At 70.0% G+C, this 17,367-nt stretch carries 10 protein-coding genes and 1 pseudogene; 5 read left to right on the top strand and 6 right to left on the bottom strand.

Going from position 1 to position 17,367, the window contains the following annotated elements:
* Nucleotides 1–73: 73 nt before the first annotated feature.
* The 3 genes from AB0B35_RS00055 to AB0B35_RS00045 all read right to left on the bottom strand — a co-directional run bounded on the left by AB0B35_RS00055 (nt 74) and on the right by AB0B35_RS00045 (nt 7,682).
* On the bottom strand, nt 74–1,528 hold the full coding sequence (locus tag AB0B35_RS00055) for a M1 family metallopeptidase (RefSeq protein ID WP_361038729.1): 1,455 nt from the start codon (nt 1,526–1,528) through the stop codon (nt 74–76).
* A 177-nt stretch (nt 1,529–1,705) separates the two neighbouring features.
* Nucleotides 1,706–6,598: a diguanylate cyclase gene (locus tag AB0B35_RS00050; protein WP_361038727.1), complete on the bottom strand. Its 4,893-nt coding sequence runs from the start codon at nt 6,596–6,598 to the stop codon at nt 1,706–1,708.
* 568 nt (nt 6,599–7,166) lie between these two features.
* On the bottom strand, nt 7,167–7,682 hold the full coding sequence (locus AB0B35_RS00045; protein WP_361038725.1) for a DUF2199 domain-containing protein: 516 nt from the start codon (nt 7,680–7,682) through the stop codon (nt 7,167–7,169).
* Between the two features lie 221 nt (nt 7,683–7,903).
* Between AB0B35_RS00045 and AB0B35_RS00040 the strand changes: the two genes are divergently transcribed.
* Nucleotides 7,904–8,956, top strand: coding sequence for a LacI family DNA-binding transcriptional regulator (locus AB0B35_RS00040; protein WP_203698807.1), 1,053 nt, complete (start codon nt 7,904–7,906; stop codon nt 8,954–8,956).
* Nucleotides 8,957–9,101: 145 nt separating this feature from the next.
* Nucleotides 9,102–9,482 carry an SHOCT domain-containing protein gene (locus AB0B35_RS00035; RefSeq protein ID WP_361038723.1) on the top strand — a complete coding sequence of 127 codons (381 nt, stop codon included), beginning with the start codon at nt 9,102–9,104 and terminating at the stop codon, nt 9,480–9,482.
* Between the two features lie 31 nt (nt 9,483–9,513).
* On the opposite strand, the gene AB0B35_RS00030 is transcribed toward AB0B35_RS00035, so the two are convergent.
* From AB0B35_RS00030 to AB0B35_RS00020, 3 genes are all read right to left on the bottom strand, one after another.
* Nucleotides 9,514–10,086: a DUF305 domain-containing protein gene (locus tag AB0B35_RS00030; RefSeq protein WP_361038721.1), complete on the bottom strand. Its 573-nt coding sequence runs from the start codon at nt 10,084–10,086 to the stop codon at nt 9,514–9,516.
* A gap of 171 nt (nt 10,087–10,257) precedes the next feature.
* Nucleotides 10,258–11,544, bottom strand: coding sequence for a DUF1996 domain-containing protein (locus AB0B35_RS00025; RefSeq protein ID WP_360530810.1), 1,287 nt, complete (start codon nt 11,542–11,544; stop codon nt 10,258–10,260).
* Nucleotides 11,545–11,632: 88 nt separating this feature from the next.
* Nucleotides 11,633–13,828: a discoidin domain-containing protein gene (locus tag AB0B35_RS00020; protein WP_361038719.1), complete on the bottom strand. Its 2,196-nt coding sequence runs from the start codon at nt 13,826–13,828 to the stop codon at nt 11,633–11,635.
* A 699-nt stretch (nt 13,829–14,527) separates the two neighbouring features.
* On the opposite strand from AB0B35_RS00020, the gene AB0B35_RS00015 reads away from it, so the two are divergent.
* From AB0B35_RS00015 to AB0B35_RS00005, 3 genes and pseudogenes are all read left to right on the top strand, one after another.
* Nucleotides 14,528–15,826 (top strand): extracellular solute-binding protein, encoded by a 1,299-nt coding sequence (locus AB0B35_RS00015; protein WP_361038717.1) that lies wholly within the window; start codon nt 14,528–14,530, stop codon nt 15,824–15,826.
* A gap of 121 nt (nt 15,827–15,947) precedes the next feature.
* Nucleotides 15,948–16,847, top strand: a complete 900-nt coding sequence (locus tag AB0B35_RS00010; RefSeq protein WP_361038715.1) for a sugar ABC transporter permease — start codon at nt 15,948–15,950, stop codon at nt 16,845–16,847.
* Nucleotides 16,847–17,367 (top strand): annotated as a pseudogene (locus AB0B35_RS00005) (carbohydrate ABC transporter permease); the annotation flags it as partial. The gene AB0B35_RS00010 and the pseudogene AB0B35_RS00005, both read left to right, overlap by 1 nt.

Below are 17,367 nucleotides of genomic sequence, written 5' to 3'. Positions count from 1 at the left end.
CCGCCGGACCCGCTCGCCGCGGCCTGAGCCCCGGCGCCGGCCCCGGACCGCGCGGTCCGGGCCCGTCGGCGGCTCAGCTCAGCTTCGGCTTCTTCTTGCCGAACAGCCACGCGTCGAACAGGTCGTCCAGCTGCTTGCCGGAGACCTTCTCGCACAGCGCGATGAACTCCTCGGTGTTGCCGTTGCCGTCGGTCTTCTCCGCGACCCAGGTCTTGACGATCTCGAAGAACGCCTTGTCGCCGACGGCCTTGCGCAGCACGTGCAGCGTCATCGCGCCCCGGTCGTAGACGCTGGAGTCGAAGATGTGCGCGGCGCCGGGCGCTCCCGGCGGCGTCGTCCACACCTCGGGCTTGGACTTGGCGTAGTACTGGTCGAAGGTCTTCTGCACGGTCTGCACCTTGGCGTTGGCGTTCCACAGCCACTCGGCGTAGGTCGCGAAACCCTCGTTGAGCCAGATGTCGTCCCAGTTCTGCACGGCGACGCTGTCACCGAACCACTGGTGGCCCAGCTCGTGCGCGACGACCCAGTCGTTGACGCCGTTGCGGAAGAAGCCGGCCGAGTACACCGGGCGCGACTGCGTCTCCAGCGCGAAGTGGATCCGGTCGTCCTTGATGACCACGCCGCCGTACGCGTCGAACGGGTACGGCCCGAACTGGGTCTCCAGGAAGTCGGCGATCTTCAGCGTGTGCGCCATGGAGGTGTCCGCCCCGCCCTTGGCCACGGTCGTGGTGACCGCCGAGAACACCGGCTTGCCCTTGTGCGTGCCGGTGGTGACCCGGAACTTGCCGATCACCATGGTGCTCAGGTAGCTGGCCATCGGCTTGGTCTCGTTCCACGTCCAGGTGGTCCAGCCGCCGGTGCTGTTCTTCGGGCCGGGCACGCCGTTGCTGATCGCGGTCAGCCCGTCCGGGACCGTGATCTCGAAGGCGTACAGGGCCTTGTCGAGCGGGTGGTCGTTGACCGGGAACCAGCTCGCGGCCGAGTCGGGCTGACCGAGCACGATCGCGCCGTCGGCGGTGGCGAAGAAGCCGCCCTCGCCCAGCGACTTCAGCTGGTTCTTGACCGGCTTGGGCTTGCCGTCGTACTGCACCCGCACGGCGAACTTCGCCTCGGCGTCAATACCCTTCGCCGGGGTGATCACCAGCTCGTTGTCGACGCGGGTGTGGGTGGCCTCGGTCCCGTCGACGGTCACCGACTGCACGGTGAGCCCGGACAGGTCCAGGTTGAGCTGCGACAGGTCCTGCGTGGCGGTGGCGTTCACGGTGACGTCGCCGGTGAGCACGTCCGTCTTCGGGTCGTACTTGACCTTGATCACGTAGTCGGCGACGTCGTAGCCGCCGTTGCCGTAGGTCGGGAAGTACGGATCGCCGACCCCGTCCTTGCCGGGCTGGTAGTCGCGCACGCGCGTAGGCGAAGGCGCGGCCGAGGCCCCCGGTTTCGGCGACTCGGACGTGCACCCCGCCAGCAGCGTGGCGCCGGCGGTGATCGCGACGAGCGCAGCACGCATCGCCGTCCCCCGTGTGTACATGCTTCTCCCTCGTGAAGGCGGGCCGGTCCGGCCCAGCCGCAGCGTAGAGATCCCAGGCAACACGGAGATCACGACGAGGCCGGCAGTGGCGACCGTCACGCCGAGATCACCCGACTTGCCAGGCAACGGAGCGAATGCGGCCGCAAGATACGCACATCTGCCAGGCAAGTCCGGCGATCACGGGGTGGCGGCGCGGACCTGGTTGCGGCCGTTGCGCTTGGCGCGGTACAGCTCGACGTCGGCGAGGCCGACCAGGTCGTCCGGGTCGCGGTCGGGGCGCGGCGTCATCGCGGCGACGCCGATGCTGACCGTGACGATGCCCTCGCGGGCGAGCACGTGCGGCTCGGCCAGGTCGGAGATCGCGATGCGCAGCCGCTCGGCGGTACGTCGGGCCGCCTCGGTGTCCAGGCCGGGCATGACCACGGCGAACTCCTCGCCGCCGTACCGGGCGACCAGGTCGCCGGGGCGCAGGTTGCGGGTCAGTTCCGCGGCGACGCGCTGCAGGCACTCGTCGCCGGCGGGGTGGCCGTAGTGGTCGTTGTAGAGCTTGAAGTGGTCGATGTCGACCATCGCCAGCGCCAGCGGCCGCCCGGTGCCCAGGGCGCTGTCCCACTCGGAGTGCAGGATGTCCTCCAGCCGCCGCCGGTTGGCCAGCGCGGTGAGCGCGTCGGTGGTGCTGAGCAGCTCCAGCCGCTGGTTGGCCGCGGTCAGCTCCTCGGTGCGCTGGGCCACCTTGCGCTCCAGCGAGGCGTACACCGAGGCGTTGTCCAGCGACACGGCGAGCTGCCCGGCGACCAGCCGTACCGCGTCGAGCCGCTCGGCCGAGAACGCCTCCCGGATGAGGTGGTTCTCCAGCACCAGCAGCGCCTGCCGTACGCCTCGGTTGACGATCGGCACGACCAGCAGCGAGCAGCAGTCGAGTTCGGCGAAGTAGGGGTCGCGGGAGAACCGGTCGTCGCTGGTGGCGTCGCCGACGACCAGCGGCTCGCGGGTGCGCTCGACGTAGCGGATCACCGAGGCGGGCACCGCGGGGGTGCCGCCGTCCGCCGGCGTCGCGGGCAGCGACCAGCGCTGTCGCTCGTCGTCCCAGAGCAGCAGGTGTACGGCGGTCGCGCCGGTCATCTCGCTGAGCACGTCGACGACGCGGGCGCGGACGCCCTCGAAAGTGGTCTGCGAGCTGAGCGCCTGGGAGGCGGCGAGGATGGCGAGCAGGTCGATCGTGCTCGACAGCAGCGGGGCCGGCGAGCCGGCTTCCGGTGTCTGCCCGCTCGTCGGCGGCCGCAGTCCCATCAGCCACGGGGCGGTCGGGTGGGTGCGGTCGAGTTGGGCGACCTTCATGTCCGCGCCCCACACGTGGTAGGCGTGCCGGGCCGAGTTGAGGATGCTGGTCCCCGCGACCTGCATGTCATGGGCCAGGTAGAAGCGGGCGGCCCGCTCCAGGGCCAGGGCCCGGTGCCACGGCCGTGCCCGGCCGGCGACCTCGTGCTGGGCGGCGTCGTAGGACTGCGCGGCGGTCTGGAAGTCGCCGCGGGCCCAGGCACGTTCGGCCTCCAGCAGCAGCAGGGTGTGCGAGAAGTTGACCGGGGCGTCCGCGGCGCGGGCGGCGAACCAGGCCACCGTCTCGTCGAGCTCGGAAAGCCGGGCGGCGCGTTTCTCCGCCGGCCCGGCCCGGACCTGTTCGGCCAGGTCGAGGCCGCGCAGCAGACGGGCCTGGGCGACGGGGTAGACCGAGGGGTTCACCGGCAGCAGCGCGGTCGCGGCCTCGATGTGGTGGTGCAGGGCGGGTAGGTCGTCGAGGAGCGCGGCGGCCAGCGCCCTGGTGACGTGCACGTTGGACACGGCCACGGGATTGCCCGCGAGCGCCTCGGGCAGCGGGTCCGCGCTGTCGTCCGCCTCGGCGGGTTCGCCGCGCAGCATGCCGGCCAGCCGCCGGTACGGCAGGTACACGTCGGTGGACTGGTCGTTGCCGGTGCGGGTGGCGAACGCCAGTCCGGCGTCGACCTCGGTGAGGTAGTCGTCCAGGGTCGGGGCGTAATCGAGCAGCTCGTACACGGAGACGTAGTAGGTGTGGCAGGCCTTCTGCAGGTCGCCGCCGTGCAGCAGGCCTTCGCGGGCCAGTTGCGCCTGCTGCACGGTGTCCTCCAGCGACTCGTACCAGTGGCCGGTGCTCAGCGCGTACAGGAAGCGGGCCTGCGAGGTGTCGGGCTCGTAGCCGCGGGCCTCGCCGACGGCGATCACGCGCAGCAGCGCCCGGTGCCCGGTGAGGTAGTCGCCGCACCGGCCGACGGTGACGAAGGTGAGATGGGCGAGCGGCCCGACCAGGTTCGCCAGCGGGCCGTGCCGCACCCACAACCGCAGCGCCTGCAGCGTGAGCCAGGACATGGTGTCCTGGTTGCTGAAGAACGCCGGGGCCATCATGTGGTTGATCAGCGCGGCGGTGGCCAGCAGATCCGGGTCGGTCGCCTCGGGGCCGGCCAGATCGTCGCGGGGATCGCCGTCGAGCCACCGGTGCAGCAGGTCGAGCCCGTCGTCGATCTCGGCAGCTATGCGGTCGGGCGGCGGCGCGGCGAAACCCAGGTGGCCCAGCATCTCCAGGCCCAGCGCGACGGCCTCGGCGGCCCGGCCCTGGTTGGTGAGGCCGCACACCTGCACCAGCGTCGCGTCGGCGTGCTGGGCGGGGCGGTCGCACAGCCGCTCGATGGCCGCGTACACGGCGTCGGCCTCGTCGAGGCGGCCCAGGCTGTAGAGCGAGGCGTGCCGGTGGGTCTGCAGCATGATCAGGTTGTGCACGTCGGCCGGGTCGGCGAAGTCGACGGCGACGGCCAGGTAACGCTCGGTCATGCTGTGGTTGGTCACCACCATCGCCTGGCAGGCGCCGTAGGCGAGCAGGGCGGACACCTGGCGGCGCTCGGCGGGGTCGTGCACGTGGTCGGCGACGGCGTAGTACTGGTGCGCGGCGACCTCGGCGTACTCGGGGTGCGGGGCCAGCCGGCGGGCCAGGCCCAAGTGCAGGGCGCTCTTCGTCGACGGTGTGAGGGCGTCGAGGATCGCCTGGTGCACGCGGTCGTGGCGGAACCGGACCGCGTCGGCCGGCTCGGCGGGTTCCAGCACCAGCAGGCCTTCGTCGAGGGCGGGCGCGAGCAGTTCCTCGGTCTCGGCCGAGGGGTGCCCGTCGGCGACGGCCAGCAGGTCCAGGTCCGCGCGGCCGCCGAGGCAGGCCATGATCTCGACCAGCAGCCGGGTGCGGGTGGGCAGGCCGCGCAGCCGGGTGGTCCACGGGTCGACGACGTTGGCCTGGCGCAGATGGCGGGACAGGTTGCCGGCGTCCCAGGTCCAGCCGTCGGCCCCGAGGACCAGCACGCCGCTGCGGCGCAGCGAGTTGATCAGTTCGACCGTGTCGTACGGGTTGCCCCGGGTGCGCTGCGCGACGGGCTCGGCCAGCGCCTCCGCGTCGGTCGGATCGAGTTGTAGCAGGTCGCCGACGAGCTCGGCGGTGCTCGCCGGAGGCAGGTTGCCCAGCGTGATCCGCTGCGGCTCGACGCCCTGCTGCCGCCAGCGCGCGATCATCGCGGTAAGTGGGTGGGTGGCGTCGACCTCGTCGTCGCGGTAGGCAAGGACCAGCAGCAGCCCGTCCGGCGGGCCGTCGGAGACCAGCATGTCGAGGTAGCCCAGCGGGGTGCGGGCGGCCCACTGCAGGTCGTCGATGAACATCACGATGGGGCGTTTCGGTGAGGCGACCGTGGTCAGCACGTCGATGCCGATGCGCTGCATCCGGGCCTGGGCGTAGAGGGCGTCGCCGACGGTCGCGTCCGGCTCGACGCCCATCAGGAGCCCGAGCTCGGGCTGCACCGCGGCCAGCAGCCCCGCGTTGCGGCCCAGCACCTGGCGCAGCCGCTGCCGCAGGTCGACGACCTCCTCCTCGGGCTCGGCCAGCAGCAACCGGCCCAGCGCGCGCATCGCCTGACGGGTGCCGTCGAACTCGAGGTCGCGCCGGTGCTGGTCGTACTTTCCGGACACGAACCAGCCGCTGCTGCCCGAGGCTATCGGGCGCAGCTCGTCGACCAGCGAGGTCTTGCCGACCCCGGCCGGGCCGCTGACCAGCAGTCCGTGGCTGAGCCCGGTCATCGCGTCGGTGAACGCCGCACCCAGCGCCCGGATCTCGGGGTCGCGGCCGATGATGCGGGACTGGGGCAGCAGCCGCAGCGGCACGTCGCCGGCGCCGATGCGCAGCGCCACCGGCTCGCCCGGCGCGGCGGCGCGCAGCTGCGCGAGGTCGTGGGCCAGCCCTTCGGCGGTCTGGTAGCGGTTGTCCGGCTCCTTCTCCAGCAGATGCATGATCACGTCGGACAGGGCGGCGGGCACCTCGGGGTCGACCTCGGCCGGCGGCACCGGCACCCGGGCCAGGTGGGCATGGCTGAGCCGGAGCGGGTCGCCGGTGCCGAACGGCGGCTCGCCGATGACCATCTCGTACAGCGTCGCGCCGAGGGCGTAGAGGTCGGCGCGCTGATCGACGGGGCGGCCGGTGCGGCCGGTCTGTTCGGGAGCGAGGTAGGGCAGCGTGCCCACGATCTCGTTGTGGTGCGCGAACTCGGGCCTGATCTCGGCGAAGGTGGACGCCAGCTCGAAGTCGATCAGCAGCACGCCGCCGGCCGCGGTAAGCACGATCTTGCTGGGGCAGACGTCGCGGTGCACCACGTGCCGGTGGTGCACCGCTGCCAGCGCGTCGGCCAGGCCCGAGGCGATGCTGAGCACCTCGGGCAGCGGCAGCGGCATCGGCCGGCGGTCCATCGTCGTGCCGCCCGCGTCCTGGAGCACCAGCGCGCCGTCCACCGGCGGGGCCGGGGCGAGCTGCACGACGCCGTGCGCACCGCGCAGACGGCGCAGGATCGCCGCCTCGTGCTTGAGCCGTTTGGGCCCGTCAGGCCCGAGTGGCTGTTTGACGACGACCGAGCGGCCACCGGGCAGGCGCATCCGGTATGCCCGCGTCCGGTCGCTGTCCAGCAGCACCTCGACCCGGTCGGCGTCGACCGGCGGGCCCCCTGCCGGATGCTCGCCGCTGATGCCCATCATCCGCCCCGGAATCCGTCAAACGCCCCAGCCTCGCCGAGAAGTAGCCGGTTTACCTGAATTGTCCTCGACAACCAGAATAGAGCTTTTGTCACGATCCTGCGGGCGCGTGGCGGGCAGGGCGGCCCGCAGGTGTGCCAGAACCTGGTCAGGTACATCCTGGTAGGGGCGCAGGTCGCGATCCTGGTAGGCGCAGGTCGCGCTCGGCGCGGGCCAGTGGCAGCGGCCCTGGCCATCGCGTCCGCTGAGGGGCTGCGGGCGCTCACTCTCACCATGCGGGAGGGTCGCCCCATGATCGTCGGACTTGCCTGGCAAGTGGGCGTACGCGGCCTCAAGATACGCACAGGTGCCAGGCAAGTCGAATGACCTTGGTGAGGGATGGGACCGCACCGAACCTTCGTCGGCGGCGGCGGCGGGCCGCGCCACGGCCGGCGAGTTGACCAGTGCCACCACGGTCACCGCGGCGAAGAAGCCGGCCGGCGCCCACTACCGTGCCGTCGGACGCCGTGCCGTCGGACGCCGTGGCGCGGCATTTCCCCGCAGGTGCCGCCCCTGACGGCGGGGCCGGGGGTCAGGGGCGGGGGCCGTGCAGGAGGAGGTCGGCCAGGTGGTGGATGCGGGCCATGGTGATGCCGGTGCGCTGCTCGACGGCGAGCGGGTGGTCGGTGGGCTCGACCTCGATGTAGGGCTTGCGGCCGACCGGTCGGGTGTGCACGTTCGTCTTGAGGTTCAGCGTGCTCACGGGGTAGCCGGCCAACTCGGTCGACAGCCAGCCGAAATACGGCCGCTCGGACTCGCGGCCCGGCTCGTCCCACAGGTCGGTGGTGCGGGCGAAGCTGTCCGGGCTCAGTGACACCCAGACGCCCCAGGTGAACACCTCGTCGCCGCCGAGGATCGGGATCTCCAGGTTGCCCTGGACGAAGAAGTGCCGGCCCGAGATGACGCACAGGTCTGCGGTGAGTTCGCTGTTCGGGTCGTCGGCCAGGTCGTCGGTCCAGTGCGCGGGGGCCGCGGTGCGGTACGACAGCGGCAGGTCCTCGTGCGATCGGCCGCACGATCCGCAGGTGTGGCCCGTGATGTTCCGCATGCGCAGACTCTAGGCGGTCCAACTTCGAGACGCCGTTCGCGGCACTCGCATTCCTCCGCCGGGGTGTCGAAAAAGCTGTCGCCGACGGCCATGTACCGATCAAGGTCAACCGGTTCAGTGCAGCCCAATACGCATGCCATTGATTTCGGTGTTGACCTGCGCAGAAATTACAAACGACCTTGGAGAGAGCGCTCCCTGGAATACCTGCTATAAATGACATCATGACGATCAGCCGACCTGACGGGCAGCGGTCCCCGACGCTGGAAGAGGTCGCCGAATGGGCGGGGGTCTCGCGCTCCACGGTCTCGCGGGTGATCAATGGCGTGTCCACCGTCGACCCCGAATTGCGTGAACTGGTTCAGCGCGCCATCGACGCCACCGGTTACGTGCCCAACCTCGCGGCGCGCTCGCTGGTCACCAGGCGCACCGACTCGGTCGCCCTGGTGGTGTCCGAACCGGACGACCGCACCGAACAGGCGGAGCCGTTCCTGAACCGGATATTCACCGACCCGTTCCTGGGCCGGATCACCGCTGGGGCGCTGGAGGTGCTGCGGCCCGAGGGCATCCACCTGGTGATCATGCCCGCGGAGTCGCCCGCCCACCACCACGTGCTGCGCTACCTGCGCCAGGGCCACGTCGACGGGGTGCTGCTCATCTCCAGCAGCGACGAGGACCCGCTCCCGCAGCAGCTCTGCGACCTGGGCATCCCTGCCGTGCTCTCGGCCCGGCCCGGCAAACCGCTGCCGATGAGCTACGTCGACGTGGAGCAGCAGGTCGGCGCGAAGCTCGCCGCCGAGCACCTGCTCGCCATCGGCCGCCACCACCTGGCGACCATCTCGGGCCCGCTGGACATGCCGTCGAGCCAGGACCGGCTGGCCGGGTTCCGGGCCGCGCTGGCGGTGCACGGGCATGCGTACGTGCCCTCGGCGGCCGGCAACTTCACCCGGGCCAGCGGCGAGCAGGCCGCGCGCGAACTGTTCGCGGCGCACCCGGAGATCGACGGCCTGTTCGTGGCCAACGACCTGATGGCCGAGGGCGCCCTGCAGGCCCTGCGTGACCTGGGCCGCCGCGTGCCCGAGGACGTGGCCGTGGTCGGCTTCGACAACAGCATCGCCGCGCTGCAGTGCCGCCCCCAGCTGACCACCATCCACCAGCCCCTGGAGGAGATGGCGGCCGAGATGGCCCGGCTGCTGCTGGCCCGCATCGGCAAAGCCGACCCCAAGCCCCGCTCGGTGATCTTCCACCCCCGCCTGGTGAAGCGCGAATCCGCCTGATCCGGGAGCCGGACGGATGTGCGGAGTCCGCCTGGCCAGGGTGCTGCCCCGTCGCGCCGGTACGTGCGCGACGAACGCGCCCCCTGCGACTGGTGGCTGTGCCCTAGCATGAGCGGCACTTCGCCCCCCAGCCCGGAAGGCAACCATGAGTCTGGCCGATGAGCTGCAGAAACTGCGGCAACTGCGCGACGCCGGCACCCTCACCGAGGAGGAGTTCGAACTCGCCAAGGACCGGCTGCTGCAGGCCCCGGCGGCCGCCGCGCCCGCGCCCCAGATCGTGGTGCCGGAGATCAACCTGCTCAAGGAGGTCGACCCGGCGGTTACCCGGGTCGCCGACAAGGCGGTCAACTTCCAGGGCGTCACCGGGGTGATCTCCACGATCGTCATCCTCGTCGTCGCCATGTTCATTCTGTTCGTCGGCTGCTCGATGGTCGGCGCGATGAACGACGACTTTCCCGGCGGGAGTGACAACGGCCCGTTCGGCAGCAGCGGGTTGTGCGATCAGCCGGGCGTGACCTGCCGCTGAGCCGTACCGCGGTCGGGCCGGCCGATAGCGGTCACCGCAGGCTGGTCAGCGCCGCGAGCTGGTCGAGGTCGGCCTGGCGGGTGGTCTCGACGGATGCGGCGAGCGCCTTGACGGCGGGGTCGGCTCCGGCGGACTGCTCGGAGCCGGCCAGCATGCGGCACTGCTCGAAGTGCGCGCGCAGGCTGTCGGCGAGCATGGTGTCGAACTCCGCACCGGACTTGCCGGCCAGCAGCGACAGGTTCTCCTTGGTGATCATGCCGGGCATGTCGTGGCCCTCGTGCGGATTGGTCTCCGGCATGCCGGTCGCCTGCAACAGCTCCCGCAGCCGGACCACCTCCGCCTCGTGGCGGCGGGCCACGTCGGCCGCGAACGCGGTCAGCGCCTTGTCCGCGGCGCGCTGTGGGGCCAGCTCCAGGGCCGCCAGCATGCGCTGATCGAGTGCGATCATCAACTGGGTCCAGGCGACGTCGGTGCTGATCGCCCCCGCCTCGGCGACGGCCGGCGGGCTGACCGCCGGCACGGTCGGCGCCACCGCGGCCGGGTCCGCGCCACCGCAACCCGCGAGCAGCAGCACCACCGCGCACGCGTACACCCGTGTCCTCATCGCGGCCTCCCGCTGCCTACGGCGATCTTGCGCGAACTGTTGGTGTTCTGTCCGAGTGTGTCGTCCCCACAGCCCGCGCAAGATCGTCGCATGGAACGGGCGGGGGTGGCACCGGCCGGGGCGGGAGAGGGGGGCCGTCCCGGCCGGTGTCGTCAAGGAGGCGGGGTCAGGTCAGGGGCGACCGTTGGCGCCGCACTTGATGATGGGGCGGATGCAGTCGCGGACGCGGCGGTCCATCTCCGCGGCCGGCCAGGCGTTGAAGAAGTCGCCGTGCATGGTGTATCCGCGGCCGGAGGATAGGCGGATCCGGGCGGGATCGCCGGTCACCGGGTAGCGGAGCACCTGGCGCAGCTTCGGCACCGGGACGGGGTGCGAGGAGGGGCAGGCGCCCGCGACGGGGTATGCCATGTGGCTCTTGTGGTTGGCGGAGTCGAGGTTGACGCCGTCCCAGCACTGCGGGAAGTCGAGGTACGACTCCAGCATGGAGCCGGCCGGGCAGTTCACGAAGTCCTTGCCCGGTGGGATTTCGTTGTGGTGCAGGCAGGACCAGCGCGCGATGCTCTGGTCGCCGCTGGTGGCCTGGGCGTTGCCGGCCACGATGCGCAGGCCGACGGGCAGGGACTGGATCTGCGCGATGATGTCGTCGCGCACGCCCTCACCCAGGTAGTAGAAGGTCGTGCCGGTCGGGGCGACCGCCACGTTGTCGACGTACATGGTGGGCACCCAGTACGACGACAGGTCCTCGATCGGGTTGCAGTTCGTGCCGGCCGCGGCCAGGCTCGTGTACGTCGAGAACGCGTTGGTGGACGTGTTGCCCATGAAGTCGTGCATGTGCGACCCGCCGGGCAGGCCGGGGAAGACGATCGGGTCGTCCGGCAGGCGGTGCGTGAACGGGCAGTCGGCCAGGAACTCCGACACCCGGACGATGGGGCCGCCGCCACCGCCGCCGCTGGACTGCCCGAACACCTGGAACTCCCACAGCGAGACACCCCACTGGGTGGCGCGCGCGGTCGCGTACAGGCGGACGTACCGGGTGGTCACGTTGACGGTGATGGACTGGTCTGCCCCGTTGTGGTTGGTCGTGGTGTGGAACGTGCTCCAGGTGTTGCCGTCGGCGGAGCTCTGCAGCTGGAAGTTGCGCGCGTACGCGCCCTCCCAGTCCAGGAAGATCCGGGTGACCGCCTGGCTGCTGCCGAGATCGATGCGGATCCATTGCGGGTCGGAGAACGCGCTGGACCAGCGCGTGCCGGCGTTGCCGTCGACTGCTGCCGAGCCGGGCGTGCCGCCGTTCTCGGTCGAGGAGACCGTGACCGGCTTGCCCTGGGAGAGCGAGATCTCGGCGGCGGCCGCGCCACCGGTGGTGGCGACCAGGTAAGTTGCGAGGACGGCCGTGACGGTGGCGATGAGCCCGGCGGCACGTAGCCGCCGGCGGCCAGGAATCGGTGCGAGACGATTCATGGTGAGCTCCCTACGGGAATGGGACGGACGGGTTTCCGTTGGGGGCAGGGGGCCCTGCGGGGCTGCGGGGCCCCCTGCCGGCGGTCGCCTACTTGTAGACGCGCACGTAGTCGACCAGCATCTGCGCCGGGAACGGGGTGCCGGCGTCCGGCGGACCGGGCCAGTCACCGCCCACGGCGAGGTTGAGGATCATGTAGTGCGGGTGGTCGTAGACCCACGGGCCGCGGGTCGCCTCGACGGTCGCCTTGCTCGCGTAGAACACCTCCGTGCTGTCGACGAAGAACCGGATGCCGTTGCTGTCCCACTGCGCGGCGTAGACGTGGAAGTCGGCCGAGAGGTCGATGCCCCAGACCTTCTCCTGGCCGTAGCCGCCGCCACCGTTGTAGGCGGGGGCGTGCAGCGTGGTGTAGCTGCGGGTGGTGTCCCGGCCGAGGATCTCCATGATGTCGATCTCGCCGTTGTAGGGCCACGGGCGGCTGGTGGGCGGCAGGAAGTCGGCGCCCATCATCCAGAACGCGGGCCAGAAGCCGTTGCCCTTGGGCACCTTCACCCGGGCCTCGACGCGGCCGTACTGGAAGTGGAACTTGTTGCCCGTGTTCATGCGGTGCGAGGTGTACTGCATGCCGCCCACCGCCTCGCGGCGGGCCTCCATCACCAGCGCGCCGGTGCCGTTCATGTTCGCGTTGGTGTTGTTGGTGTAGTACTGCAGCTCGTTGTTCTGGCCGGTGCCGGTGTCGATGGTCCACTTGGACCCGTCCGGCTTGCTGCCCGCCGGGCCGTTGAACTCGTCCGAGAAGACCAGGTTCGTGGCCGGGAAGGTCGGGTTGGCGGGCTGCGCCGGAGGCGTGGTCGGGGCGCCGCCGGTGCCGTACACCTGGAACTCCCACAGCGAGTAGCCGTAGCCGTTGGACCGGGCCGTGCCGTACATGCGCACGTAGCGGCCGGTGCCGTTGACCGTGATGTTCTGCTTGAACCCGGTGCTGGTGGTGGTGCTGTAGACGGTCGTCCAGTTCACCGCGTCAGCCGAGGTCTGCAGCTGGTAGGAGGTGGCGTACGCCGGGTCCCACTGCAGCACGACCCGCTTGATCTGCGCGGTCGCGCCCAGGTCGACGTAGATCCAGCCCGGGTCGGTCCAGGCCTGGGTGGCCCAGCGCGAGGCCGGGTCCAGGTCGAAGGCCCGCAGCGGGAAGCACTGCCAGCACGCGCCGTCGTCCTGCGAGGAGGAGGCGAAACCAGGCTTGTTGTACGACAGCAGCACCTCCCCGCCCGGGTTGGGCGACGGTGAGGTGGACGGGCTCGCCGACGGCGACGCCGGCGGGGGCGAGGACGGCGGGTTGCTCGGCGGCGTGCCGCCGACGCGTACCGCGAACTCCCAGAGCGAGTAGCCCCACACGGTGGCCCGCGCGGTGCCGTTCATGCGCACGTAACGGCCGGAGCCCGAGACGGTGAGCGTCTGCGTGCCGCCCGTGCCGGTGGTGGTGCTGTAGATGTTCGTCCACGGGCCGGTGGCCGCGTTCGAGACCTGGATCTGGAACGCCGTGGCGTACGCGCCCTCCCAGTTCAGGGTCACGCCGCAGATGCTCTGGCTGCTGCCCAGGTCGACCTGGACCCACTGCGGGTCGCTGAACGCGCTCGACCAGCGGGTGCCGGTGCTGCCGTCGAAGGCGTTGGCCGCGGCGAACGCGCCCTCCTGCGACGACGAGCTGGCCGGGCGGCCCAGCGCGGCGTTGGCCGTGCCGCAGCCCGTGCCGCCGCCGATGACGCCGTACACCTGGAATTCCCAGAGCGAGTAACCGTGGATGGTGGCGCGGGCGGTGCCGTTCATGCGCACGTAGCGGCCCGAGCCGCTGACCGTCAGCGTCTGCACGCCGCCGGCGCCGGTGGTGGTGCTGTAGATGTTGGTCCAGCCGCCCGTGCCGGTGGCCGAGACCTGGATCTGGAACCCGGTGGCGTAGGCCGCCTCCCAGCGCAGGACGACCTGGCTGATGGTGGCCGTCGCGCCCAGGTCCACCTGGATCCACTGCGGGTCGGACGACGCGCTGGACCAGCGCGTGCCGTTGTCTCCGTCGACCGCCGCGGTGGCCGGGAAGACAGCGTTCTCGACCGACGACGCGGTGACCGGCTTGCCCTGGGAGATCAGCGGATCGGCCGCGCTGGCCGAGCCGGCGACCACGGCCAGGTAGGACGAGGCGAGCACCGCGCCGACGGTGGCGAGTACGGCGTACCAGCGCCTGCGAGTGGAGTTGGAGCGCGGCGGGGCTGCCGCGTTCGGGACGGATCTCATGTCATCTCCTGTGGGATGGCTCGAGACCGCGAGGGCCGTGCTCCTCGCGGAAGGCCCGGAGGCGCTCCCGCCGATCGCGGATCGCAGTGACCCGCGGCAGCGCTTCCGGTACGCACGCGACGGCCGCCTGCCGCCGGAACCGGTGCGTCGGGGCTGACGCCCGGTCCTGCGGCATGGCGACACCGTGGTGAGCGGCAAGTCGCCGCGTGCAACGACCTGCTGCCCGAATGGGCGTCAAGTCGGACAAACAATGTGGGGGAGCGCTCTCTGAGAGAATCGTCCTTGACCGCCCGGATGTCAATGGCGGTCACTGGATGGGCCGCTGCGGCGAATGCCGTTAACGTTCCCGAAATTCGCCGGTGATGTCAGGACGGGCAGCTAGGAGACCGTGCCGCAGCTCCCGGAGCCGCGCAGAAATCGGCACGATCGATGGCCCGCAACGGATCGCCGGTCACGACTGCCTGCTCAAGGCACATGCGAGCGGACCGGTCGCGGCGCACGACCGCGGGCCGGGCGGGCTGTCCGGATCGGAGCGGCGATGGCTCTTTGTAACGAGACGGCAACGGCATCTTGACAGCCGCCCGGCAGGGGACGAAATTCAGAGGCCAAACCAGGGAGCGCTCTCTGGATGATCAACATTGCGTGACCAGCGAATCTGTTTGTGCTCGTGCCCCGAATACCTGTCCTGGAGGAGCTCCGATGCGTTCAGCACTATCCGGCGCCGGCCCACGGCGCCGTCTCGCGGCCGTGGCCGCTCCGCTGCTCGCCGCCGCGCTGGTGCTGGGCACCGCGGCCTGCGGTGGCAGTGACGATCCGGCGAAGCCGGGTGGCAAGGTCAAGCTGACGATCGCGACGTTCGGCGAGTTCGGTTACAAGGACTTGTACAAGGAGTACATGGCCGCGAATCCGAATGTGGAGATCGTGGAGCGGATCACCAAGGCCGAGGACCACCACAAGAACCTGGCGGCGCACCTGGCGACGAACACGGGTGCGGCGGACATCGAGGCGATCGAGGAGGGGTGGGCGGGTCAGTTCACGGCCAATCCGGGCAAGTTCTACAACTGGATGGATTACGGCGGCGGGGACATCAAGTCGCAGTGGCCGGCGTGGAAGTGGCAGCAGGGTTCGTCGGCCAAGGGTGAGGTCGTCGGCCTCGGGACCGACGTGGGTGGCATGGCGATGTGCTACCGGCGGGACCTGTTCGAGAAGGCGGGTCTGCCGACCGACCGCGAGGCTGTCAGCGCGTTGTGGCCGACGTGGGAGAAGTACATCGAGACGGGCGTGAAGTTCAAGGCCGCCAACGTCAAGGGTTCGGCGTGGATGGACGGCCCGACGATCATCTACCGGTCGATTCTGGGTCAGCAGCCGGTGGGTATCTACGACGGTGACAAGGTCGTGGTGGAGTCGAACCCCGGTGTGAAGCGGGCGTGGGACCTGACGATCGACGCGATCAACAAGGGTCTGTCGGCGAAGATCGCTCCGTGGTCGGCTGACTGGAACGCCGGTATGGCCAAGGGCAGTTTCGTGACGCTGGCGTGCCCGTCGTGGATGATGGCGTACATCCAGAGCCAGGCCAAGGACTCCTCGGGCAAGTGGGACATCGCCGCGGTGCCCGGTGGTGGCGGTAACTGGGGCGGCTCGTTCCTGACGCTGCCCAAGCAGGGCAAGAACGTGCAGGAGGCTGCGAAGCTGGCGAAGTGGCTGGTGGCTCCGGAGCAGCAGGCGAAGGTGTTCCGTGCGCTGGGTAACTTCCCGTCGACCGTCTCCCTGTACGAGGACGCGGTGATCAAGGACTTCAAGAACCCGTTCTTCAACAACGCGCCTGTCGGTCAGATCTTCTCGAATTCGGTGAAGACGATGGTGCCGCAGTACATGGGTCCGAAGTCCGGTGACATCAACACGGCGATCCAGAACGGTCTGACCCGTGTGGAGCAGGGCAAGCAGAAGTCCGACGAGGCCTGGACGCAGTCCGTCAAGGACGTCAACGCCCTCCTGTGACCTGACCCCTCGGCCGGTTCCCCGCCGTCAACAACCGCTTCAGGGCGCGGTTGGCGGGGAACCGGCCCCTTTCACCGCATCCGCCCAGCCCGCGTAAGCCGACCTGAACAGTGATGTGCCGATGATGAAGAACCTCCTCTATCGCTTGGACGTCAAGGGCTCGCCCTATCTGTACATCGTGCCCTTCTTTCTCCTTTTCGCCGCGTTCGGGATCTTCCCGCTGGCGTACACCGCGTGGGTCTCCCTGCACGAGTGGAGCCTGCTGGCGGACACCCACACGTTCCTCGGCCTGCAGAACTACAGGGACCTGTTCGCCGACGAGTACTTCTGGAACGCGTTGCGCAACACCGCCCAGATCTGGGTGCTGTCGACCGTTCCGCAGCTGCTGATGGCCCTGGTCCTGGCGCATGTGCTGAACCAGCGGCTGCGCGCGCCGACGTTCTGGCGGATGACGGCGGTGCTGCCCAACATCACGTCGGTGGCCGCGGTGGCGATCATCTTCGGGCAGATCTTCGGCAAGGACTACGGCCTGGTCAACTGGATCCTGGAGACCCTGGGCCTGGGCCGCATCGACTGGCAGGCCGGCACGGCTTCGTCGCAGATCGCGATCTCGGTGATGATCATCTGGCGGTGGACGGGCTACAACGCCCTGATCTACCTGGCCGCGATGCAGGCGGTGAACAAGGACCTCTACGACGCCGCGTCCCTCGACGGAGCCAGCAGCTTCCAGCAGCTGACCAGGATCACGGTGCCCGCGATCCGCCCGACGATCATCTTCACCGTCATCGTCTCGACGATCGGCGGCATGCAGGTCCTCGCCGAACCGCTGCTGTTCGGCGGGGCGAGCGTCACGGGTGGCTCGGACCGGCAGTTCCAGACGCTGTCGCTGTACCTGTACGAGGTCGCGTTCTCGCGGTTCGACTTCGGTTACGCCTCGACCGCGGCGTGGGCGATGTTCGGCATCATCGTGATCGTCGCGGCGATCAACTACTTCCTGACCAGCCGCCTGCGGAGGTCCTGATGACTACCACCACCATGACCAGGACCGTCGCGACGACGGAGGAGGAGAGGCAGGTCCGCCGCCGCCGGTCGTTCATGGCCGACCGCCGGCCGGGCAAGCTCACCTACCTCGCGCTGGCCGGGCTGGCGCTGTTCTCGGGGTTCCCGCTGTACTGGTCGATCGTCGTCGCCTCCCATGACAACGGCATCCTGGGCCAGGTCCCGCCGCCGTTCGGCATCGGCCCGAACCTGATCGCGAACCTCGAACGGGCCTTCGGCACCGTCGACTTCGCCAAAGCGCTGACCAACTCGTTCGTCGTCTCGATCTCGATCACGATCAGTGTGGTCCTGTTCTCCACCCTGGCCGGGTTCTCCTTCGCGAAGCTGAACTTCAAGGGCCGCAACGCGATGCTGGTCATGCTCATCGCGACCATGATGGTGCCGACGCAGCTCGGCATCATCCCGCTGTACATGCTCATGGCCAAGATCGAGTGGACCGGCACCATGTACGCCGTCGTCGCGCCGGGCCTGGTCACCGCGTT

Source organism: Catellatospora sp. NPDC049133 (assembly GCF_040648455.1).
GTDB classification, from domain to species: Bacteria; Actinomycetota; Actinomycetes; order Mycobacteriales; family Micromonosporaceae; genus Catellatospora; species Catellatospora aurea.
Note: the sequence above shows the minus strand (reverse complement) of the source record. Positions and strands in the feature narration are given on the sequence as shown.